This window comes from Stutzerimonas chloritidismutans AW-1 (assembly GCF_000495915.1).
Taxonomy (GTDB): Bacteria; Pseudomonadota; Gammaproteobacteria; order Pseudomonadales; family Pseudomonadaceae; genus Stutzerimonas; species Stutzerimonas chloritidismutans.
The window spans coordinates 1-8,046 of the sequence record NZ_AOFQ01000075.1 but is presented as its reverse complement, the minus strand read 5'-3'; the positions used below and the strand labels follow the sequence as shown (position 1 = coordinate 8,046).

General features: G+C 59.6%; 10 protein-coding genes and 3 pseudogenes. 9 read left to right on the top strand and 4 right to left on the bottom strand.

Annotation, left to right across the window (positions count from 1 at the left end):
* Together F753_RS48415 and F753_RS50130 are read left to right on the top strand one after the other, a co-directional pair.
* On the top strand, positions 1-306 hold a 306-nt coding region (locus F753_RS48415), incomplete at its 5' end, for an IS66 family transposase (RefSeq protein WP_023447195.1).
* A gap of 31 nt (positions 307-337) precedes the next feature.
* Positions 338-526 (top strand): annotated as a pseudogene (locus F753_RS50130) (hypothetical protein); the annotation flags it as partial.
* A gap of 258 nt (positions 527-784) precedes the next feature.
* On the opposite strand, the gene F753_RS48410 reads toward F753_RS50130, so the two are convergent.
* Positions 785-1,030 (bottom strand): hypothetical protein, encoded by a 246-nt coding sequence (locus tag F753_RS48410; RefSeq protein WP_023447193.1) that lies wholly within the window; start codon positions 1,028-1,030, stop codon positions 785-787.
* A 182-nt stretch (positions 1,031-1,212) separates the two neighbouring features.
* Positions 1,213-1,617: a helix-turn-helix domain-containing protein gene (locus F753_RS48405; protein ID WP_245218685.1), complete on the bottom strand. Its 405-nt coding sequence runs from the start codon at positions 1,615-1,617 to the stop codon at positions 1,213-1,215.
* On the opposite strand from F753_RS48405, the gene F753_RS49885 reads away from it, so the two are divergent.
* Together F753_RS49885 and F753_RS48395 are read left to right on the top strand one after the other, a co-directional pair.
* Positions 1,607-2,035: a hypothetical protein gene (locus F753_RS49885; protein ID WP_209320162.1), complete on the top strand. Its 429-nt coding sequence runs from the start codon at positions 1,607-1,609 to the stop codon at positions 2,033-2,035. The genes F753_RS48405 and F753_RS49885 overlap by 11 nt on opposite strands.
* A 722-nt stretch (positions 2,036-2,757) precedes the next feature.
* The gene (locus F753_RS48395; protein WP_023447190.1) at positions 2,758-3,474 is read left to right on the top strand and encodes an ATP-binding protein; all 717 of its coding nucleotides are present in this window, start codon (positions 2,758-2,760) and stop codon (positions 3,472-3,474) included.
* A gap of 298 nt (positions 3,475-3,772) precedes the next feature.
* On the opposite strand, the gene F753_RS48390 is transcribed toward F753_RS48395, so the two are convergent.
* Positions 3,773-4,615 carry a helix-turn-helix transcriptional regulator gene (locus tag F753_RS48390; protein WP_023444849.1) on the bottom strand — a complete coding sequence of 281 codons (843 nt, stop codon included), beginning with the start codon at positions 4,613-4,615 and terminating at the stop codon, positions 3,773-3,775.
* 75 nt (positions 4,616-4,690) lie between these two features.
* Between F753_RS48390 and F753_RS48385 the strand changes: the two genes are divergently transcribed.
* From F753_RS48385 to F753_RS49880, 4 genes and pseudogenes are all read left to right on the top strand, one after another.
* Complete coding sequence (locus F753_RS48385) at positions 4,691-5,266, top strand: carboxymuconolactone decarboxylase family protein (RefSeq protein ID WP_003464997.1); 576 nt, start codon at positions 4,691-4,693, stop codon at positions 5,264-5,266.
* Between the two features lie 27 nt (positions 5,267-5,293).
* Positions 5,294-5,842, top strand: a complete 549-nt coding sequence (locus F753_RS48380; RefSeq protein WP_003465000.1) for a cytochrome P460 family protein — start codon at positions 5,294-5,296, stop codon at positions 5,840-5,842.
* 28 nt (positions 5,843-5,870) lie between these two features.
* A pseudogene (locus tag F753_RS50355) lies at positions 5,871-6,191 on the top strand (uracil-DNA glycosylase family protein); the annotation flags it as partial.
* 61 nt (positions 6,192-6,252) lie between these two features.
* A complete protein-coding gene (locus F753_RS49880; protein WP_003830781.1) occupies positions 6,253-6,516 on the top strand; it encodes a uracil-DNA glycosylase family protein in 264 nt (87 codons plus the stop codon).
* A gap of 183 nt (positions 6,517-6,699) precedes the next feature.
* Here F753_RS49880 and F753_RS48370 read toward each other — a convergent pair whose 3' ends face one another.
* Positions 6,700-7,584, bottom strand: a complete 885-nt coding sequence (locus F753_RS48370; protein WP_003465017.1) for a LysR family transcriptional regulator — start codon at positions 7,582-7,584, stop codon at positions 6,700-6,702.
* A 114-nt stretch (positions 7,585-7,698) separates the two neighbouring features.
* Here F753_RS48370 and F753_RS48365 point away from each other — a divergent pair.
* Positions 7,699-8,046 (top strand): annotated as a pseudogene (locus F753_RS48365) (N-acetyl-gamma-glutamyl-phosphate reductase); the annotation flags it as partial.

Genomic DNA, 8,046 nt, shown 5'->3' with positions numbered 1-8,046 from the left:
CCCCTGGATTACAGCCTCAAACGTTGGGCTGCACTGACTCGCTACGTCGAGGATGGTGCCGTGCCCATCGACAACAATTGGGTCGAGAACCAGATCCGGCCATGGGCGCTGGGTCGCTCAAACTGGTTGTTCGCCGGATCACTGCGCAGCGGTAAACGGGCAGCAGCGATCATGAGTCTGATCCAGTCGGCGCGGATGAATGGGCATGATCCGTATGCCTATCTCAAGGACGTGCTGACACGACTGCCAACGCAGCGGGCGAGTGAGATCGAGCAACTGCTGCCGCATCAGTGGGTACCCACCTGAGTCACGCAAGGTGACTTGAGCGGACGCTTACAGCGGAGACGTAATCGTTGAGCTTCCATCTGAGTTACTTGCGAAACTCGGTTGGACGCTGGGAGATGAGCTGAAAGTGGAGAAAAGCGAGGAGGGGATTTCTCTAACGCTCAAACCGCAATCCGTGAGACCTGATACGGACGACAGAAGGGCCGTTTGTCCAGCAACGCGGCATTCACCGCGTCGCTGACTACTTGTTTAGAATTACTACGTTTATAGCGGATTGAGCGGAAGCTCAACTCGCCGTCACCATCGAGCAGCGACTCCTCAGGGGGTCGGCCCCCCGTTGGAGGCCGGATCGAACGCTGATCCACTGGCCTGCAAGGTTGGCGCTGCCTGTAGCTGCTCGGACAGCCCTTGGATGCGCAGATCTGCCCTTCGCGAATGGCTTTCTTCAGCAACTTCAGCGGTTGGCATTCTACAAGAGCCATCCGTTACCACATTCTTGCTAGCTACTAGGTAGCTGCCTAATGTGGAAAATCTTCCCAGATTTTACCCTATGCTTGGCACTTAATGCGCGGAGCGGTATCTCCGAACCGTCCTGCTCAACCTGAACAAGCATGCAATCCTTCGCTATTAGTACGGTACGGCCTGCCGCCACTGATCGCAGGTAAGCAGCATGCGTGGCGGCAGCTGCGAGCATAGGAATCATTTCCTCGTCACGGTCCATTTCGTTATCGCTGAGTTCAGCCATGATTCAGTCCTCTCAATGGTAGCCGCGATGGCTGATGTTCAAAGACTCTCAATATATTGTCTATTGTTATGGATCATTGGCACAGCCCTTCGAGAGATACAAGTCACGGCGCTGTAGCAACGTTACCATGGAGCTGTAGGGCGGTTTGTTGGGCAGCGAGCCAAGAAACACCGATCAAAGCGTCACTGCGAAGGTAATGCCACCGAGTCACTTCCAGGTAGACGTAGCTCCTCAATTTCAGCTTGGATGCAGTTGAGGATCTGATCCGCCTGTCCCGCTGGCGCCTGTCTTAGATAGGCCAGGATAAGCAAGGAAGCAGGATGAACCGACAAAATTGCTGCAATTTGCTCTATTTTCTCCAACGATGGCTTCCACTTGCCACGCTCAATCGCGCTGATGTAGCTCTGGCTGGGCCCAAGTCCTTCTTGGGGTAATTCCCTCTGTTGCCGAAGCTCCTTAATCACCAGCCCAAGCGCATCATTCAGTTCCACTTTGCTGCCTCGCAAAAGGAACGATGAAGCCTTTTCAAAGCCGAATGAGCTATGCTGTATATAGCTTAAATGTAGAGATCCATTGATGTTCACCACCCACCGGCATGCTGAAATCCCGTTCGCGCCTTTATTTGGGGAGCCTTACCAACTATGGCGTTTTGTTGAGCTTGAGCAGCATCACCCCTGGTTTTGCGTGACACTTAATCTAGGCAAAGGTAGGGCTAACTGGAGAACGATGTACCTTGTGGCCTCCGGGGCAGAGCTAGACCATATGCTGGAAGGTATCGCCATAGCCAAGATAGAGGAGGTGCAGGTCATCACTCCCTCTCGTCTGAATGGAACCGGCGCATGGCAGATGGAACAGCTTGCTGAGCTGGTTCGCATCTCCGATACCGATGAAAAGGTATTGGGCTATGACCTTAGAACCGCTTCAGGGGTTGTCTACTCGGATAGAGATCACATCAGCTCGTCCGATGTAGAGCGCGCTCGGATCTACTGTTCAACTACCACTTAACTGGACTGTGCCATTAGCAGTCTCGCTGGCATTCGGATCGTGCCCGGAATGGATGGACCATGCATGCGAGTCTATGGTCGCAATCCTAATAGAAAAGGAATCATCGCCGACGTATGAATGCAGCCGCGCACGAACTGCTGCCTTGAGCCTTCAGGCAGCACTGTGTTCTGAAAGTGAAACACCTCGTCTGCACAGATCTGCCGCATCCTGCGTATGTCACACAGCGCATATATGCGCTCTAAACATGCGACCCTGTGGACGGCTGTAGCATCGATCTCTTGCTGAGCACTCATGTCCTGCTGGGCATAGATTTCGACAACTCAGGGGACCTCCGACATAGATTCACAATGATGCTCAGCGGGCGAAAATCGCTGGACATCATGGCTCAGACGCCACGATTTCCTTGTACGGGACCCACCAGCGAATCAAGCCACTGAGTGTCAGCACAGTGGTGACGGTGTCTTCACCCAGGGCTCGGCATTGGCGCTTAGCGCGCAAACAGGAGAGCCAATATATGAACTTGCCCATGAGCGCTCGTGTCCTGAGCACTTGAGCGCGATACCTTTCCGAGCGAAAAGGTTTGTAGCAAAGCAAAGCGATTGTCGCGGCACTACCCGAGCAGAGGCGCCGCGATAAGCCAAGCGCGAACTCGGGGGTTGTCGGCAAAGAAGGCTTGAAGCTTTCTTTTGGTCAAAGCTGGAATTTTAGTAGGTCCTGTTTCAATGAAAATCCAGGTACAGGCACCAGAGTCTTCTTGCCATGATGTGCTGCGTAAGCAGGTCCGCACCGCCATTGAGCGCATCCGCATCGGACGGCCAACAAAAAGCGTGATCATGGTAGGCCCCCGTGGGGTCGGCAAAACCGCTCTGCTCAACCGATTTTTCCACGAGATGGAGAATTCCCAGGTGCAGTGCGTGCTTGTAAATGCTGCGAAGTCACGCTCACTGCCCTCAATGCTCACCACTGCCTTACATCTGGCCTTACTACGTATGAGCGCCGTGGATGCAGCAAAGACTTCCGCTGCTCGAGGTCTGAAAGCGCTGGCTAACTTTTCCCAAACTCTGAAGGCTAAGTTTGCCGACATTGAAATTGTATTGGACTACGAGCCAGAAGCAGGGCTGGCGGACAACGGTGATCTCGATAGTGATCTGACAGCACTACTTGTTCAGATAGGCACAGCAGCCAAAGCCGCGGATACAGCTTTGGTCGTTTTTATGGACGATATGCAGTACATCGAACAGGCCCAGTTGGCTGCGTTAATATCTGCACTACACCGTCTGTCGCAACTGGCCTTGCCAGTGATTCTCGTAGGTGCTGGCCTTCCACAGATTCGGGGCCGAGCTGGCAACGCTAGGTCTTACGCGGAGCGAATGTTTGAATATCCGGAAATCGAGCCGCTTGACACAACGCTGTTGAAGGCGCTTGAGCAGGGAAAATAGGCGAATCGGCTTAGCATCAGCAGGTAGCTACGACCGCTTTCGGCCAATAGCCGACAATGACGACACTGGAAATCCCCGCCTGTGAGCGTCGGCTCAGGGCGGGACAGCGTCATCCAGCTACCTGCGCCACTGACTCAGCCTTGTCCAGCCGGCCGCGCCGCACGAACAGACTGACCAGCCGTTGACGGATCGCCACCTGGAGTTCCGCCAGTTGTTCCGGCGTGATGCGAATTTCACCCGCTCGACGAGCGCAACACCGGCGCCGCCTACGCCAAGAACCGGCGAATCGAACTCAAACTCACGAACCGCTGAGCGCCGCGTCACCGCGCTGCTGCGCCAGCCAGTCGCGCGGGGCGCAGCCCATGCGCACGCGGAAGGCGCGCGCCAGAGCGTTCGGGCTGCCGTAGCCGACGCGGTCGGCCACCACCGCCACCGGCCGCCCCTGCTTGAGCAGGGTGCAACTGACGTTCATCCGCCAGTCGGCCAGATAGTCGCCCGGCGTGACGCCCACCGCGTCCTTGAACGCGGCGGCGAAGCGCGCGCGTGACATGCCCGCCTTCGCCGCCAGCGCCTCGAGCGACCACGCGGTCTGCGGCGCATCGTGCATGGCGGTTATGGCGCGCGCGAGTTTCGGGTCGGCCAGGCCCGCCAGCAGTCCGGTGGCGCCAAGCCGCCCATCCATCAGATAACGCAGCAACTGGATCAGTAGCAACTCGCACAAGCGGTCGATGGCGGCCTGCCGACCGCACTGGTCGCGCTCGGCTTCGGCAAACAGCAACTCTAGCGTCGGCCCGAGGCCGGGCAAGTCCGCCAACGGAATCAGCAGCATCGACGGCAAGGCCATGGCCAACGGATTGCCCGTCGAAGCGCCCAGGTCGACCTCCGCACACAACAGCTCAGCGGTATCGCCGGGGGCGGCGACAAAACGATGCGACGCCACGCGCGGATAAAACAGCAGGCTCGGCTCGGTAACCAGCAGATCTTCATGCACGGGCGAACGCGCCGTAATCGGGCCGCGCCGCACCAGATGGATATAGCCATGCGGCGCCGCGTAATGATGCTGCCCACAGAAGGCGCCGCTGTGAAAAACGCGCGCCGAAAGCGAGTAGTGCCGGAGCAAGCCGGCCAGTCGATCCGCCATTCCACTCTCCATATAAGACGATAGGTTACGTATTTGATACTTTACGTGCCATATCGTACCAAACAAAGGGCGATCATGCCCACGTGCTCTTGCACCTCACCCACTACGGAGATAGACATGACCCAAATCGCCCCCCTGACCATCGACACCGCTGACGCCGCTACCGCTGCCACACTCAAGGCCGTCAAAGCCAAGCTTGGCATGGTGCCGAACCTGTTCGCCACGCTGGCCCACGCGCCGGCGGCGCTCAATGGCTACCTCGGCTTGTCCGAAACGCTGGGCACCGGCCGCCTGAATGCCTCCCAGCGCGAGATCGTTGCGCTCGCTGCCGGTCAAGCCAATCGCTGCCAGTATTGCCTGAGCGCACACACCCTGATCGGCAAAGGTGCCGGACTGTCGGCAGAGGCCATCGCCGCGGCCCGCACCGGCCAGGCGGCCAACGCACTTGACGATGCAATCGCCGGCTTTGCCCGCGCGCTGGTCGAGCAACGCGGCGTGGTGTCGGCCGACGCCATGGCCAACTACCGCCGCGCGGGGCTCGACGACGGCCTGATACTGGAAGTGATCGCCAACGTCGCGCTGAACACGCTCACCAACTACACCAACCACATCGCCGACACCACGGTGGATTTCCCCGTGGTCGCCGTCTGATCTCCATAGGCATATAAGGAGAACACGATGAAAATCGCACTCACCGGCGCTCTGCTCGCCAGCGCCCTCGTCCTGCCACTGGCCGTCACGGCCGGCGACTTTTCGCCCTATGTGGACAGCCAGGGCGGCATCAGCCGCCCCACAGACTTCCGCACAAACTTCGTCCACCTGGGCTCATATGCGGTGTTGGACGAAAAATCCGCCTCTCGCGGCTTGCACGATGTGTACACCGAAAAGGCCTCGGCCGAGCACTACCGCAAGACCGGCAAGTTCTTGGACGGCGCCACGCTGGTGAAAGAGATCCGCAAGCTCGAAACCAGCGCCATGACCACTGGCAACCCTGTGGTCTGGGGTTCCGATGCGGCCGTGTGGTTCGTGATGGTCAAGGACGCCAAAGGCCGTTTCGCCAGCAACCCCTTGTGGGGCGACGGCTGGGGCTGGGCGCTGTTCAAGGCCGACGCCCCCGCCAAGAATGTCGCCGTCAGCTACGAAGCCGACTGCATGGGCTGCCATGTGCCGGCGGCCAAGACCGACCGCGTATTCATCCAGGGCTATCCGACACTGACCCAGCACTGACTTGCTGCCGGGTTACGCTTCGCGCAGGATGGCACCTCCGTCCTGCGCGAGCCACCCTTTCCGGAAGCGCGCCATGCCGACACTCGACGCCTTTCTGACCGACGTCCGCGCCTGCACGCGCTGCGCACCGCATCTGCCACACGGCGTGCAGCCGGTCTTCCAGTTTCACCCGAGTGCGCCCATCCTCATCGCCGGCCAAGCACCGGGGGCCCGGGTCCATGCCTCAGGCGTGCCCTTCGACGACGCCAGCGGCGCGCGTCTGCGCGCCTGGCTGGGCGTGGACCGCGACACCTTCTACGACCCTACCCGCATCGCCATTCTGCCCATGGGCTTCTGTTATCCGGGCACCGGCAAAAGCGGTGACCTGCCGCTACGCCCGGAGTGCGCCCCCCGCCTGGCGCGAAGCCTTCATGCAGCGTTTCGAGCGCCTGTCGCTGGTCATCGTGCTGGGCAGCTACGCCATGGACTACCACCTCGGTACTGGCAAGACGCCGCTCACCCGGGTGGTCGAAGCCTGGCGCGAGCACTGGCCGCAAGCGTTCCCCCTGCCTCACCCTAGCCCGCGCAACAATCGCTGGCTGGTGCGCAACCCCTGGTTCCAACAAGACGTGCTGCCCGCGCTGCAAGCACGCGTCCAGGCAGTCCTCACCGCCAACCCCAAGGAAACCCCATGACCGACGACACCGCCGCCATTACCGAGCTGCTGCACAAGTACTACGACACCCTGGCCTGGGCGAACGGAGACAGGCACCGGCTTTGGAGCGATGAACGACGGCTTCAGGTGCGGTAGCTGACGCCTGGGACCTCAATCACCGTATGACCGGGTCGAAAGCGGTCCTTTCTCTGACAACATCGCCCTAGCCCGCACTCAACCCCCACAACACATCCAGCACATGTTGCGTAGGCCGCTCGACGTCCCCACCACGGTGGGCAATACCAAGTTGACGCCACAATAAGGGCTGTAATGGCCGCATGACGATCCTGGTATCGGGCAATGGCGTGGAGGCTTCATGCGGCAACAACGTCGCACCATAACCGGCCGCCACTAGGCTTTTGATCGCATCGTTGTAGTTCAGTTGAATACGCGGCGTGGGCTGCCGTCCATCACTGGCGAACCACTCCGAGGTCAAGCGCGAAAGCCGAGTAGTTTTGTCATTCAGAATTAATGGCTGGGCGGCCAGCCAACCGGGGGTCACAACATCCGGGCATTCCCAGCGAGCCGGCAAGAAGGCCATGACCGGGTCCCGCCGCCATGGCTCGATCCGCAATTCCTTCACCGGGGTCTGTGGCAGCGCGACCAGACCGATCTCCAAAGAGCCCTCGGCAAGCTTCTTCAAAGTTTCCTGCGACGTGAGCACCGCGACCTGCACATCGATAGCGGGATGGCGTTGGCCCAACGTCTCCAAAGCTTGCGGCATCAACTGTGCGATGGCCCCTGTGGAGGCACCCAGCCGCACACGCCCGGCCAAGCCCTGCACCTGACGCTCCACGTCCTCAAGCGCCTGCTCCGCATCCGCCAACAGACGCCGCGCGCGCTCCACCAGCGTTTCTCCAATCGCCGAAGGCTGAATGCGCCCACGTGTGCGCGACAACAGCTTTCCGCCAACCCGCGACTCCAGGTCGGCAATATGCAAACTGACCGTGGGTGGCGCGAGGTGCAGCACACGGGCCGCCTCGGCAAACGAACCCAGGTCGGCAATGGCCACCAACGTGCGCAGACGGTCCAGGCTGATTTCGCGCATGAGTCACTCCTTGTTCAGAAAAGCTGAATTTCATCGTTTAGAAATTCAACTTTTCCTATCTTAGCCCCTCACTGAAGATTGGAACTCCTGATTTCCTATGTCCGAGAGCATTCCATGGCAAGTCCTCTTATATTCATCGACGGCGACCAAGGCACCACCGGGTTGCAAATCCATCAACGTCTACGCGACCGGACCGATCTGCGGCTTATCACGCTCAGCCCCGAACATCGCAAGGATCCGCAACGTCGCGCCGAAATCATCAACGCCTGCGACATCGCGATTCTCTGCTTGCCCGACCAAGCCGCACGCGACGCTGTAGCGAGCATCGAAAACCCCGCCGTTCGGGTGATCGATGCGAGTTCGGCGCACCGCACCCATCCAGACTGGACCTATGGTTTCGCGGAGATGAACTCGCAGCAGGCCCAACGCATCGCCACGGCACGGCGGGGGGGGGAAACCCGC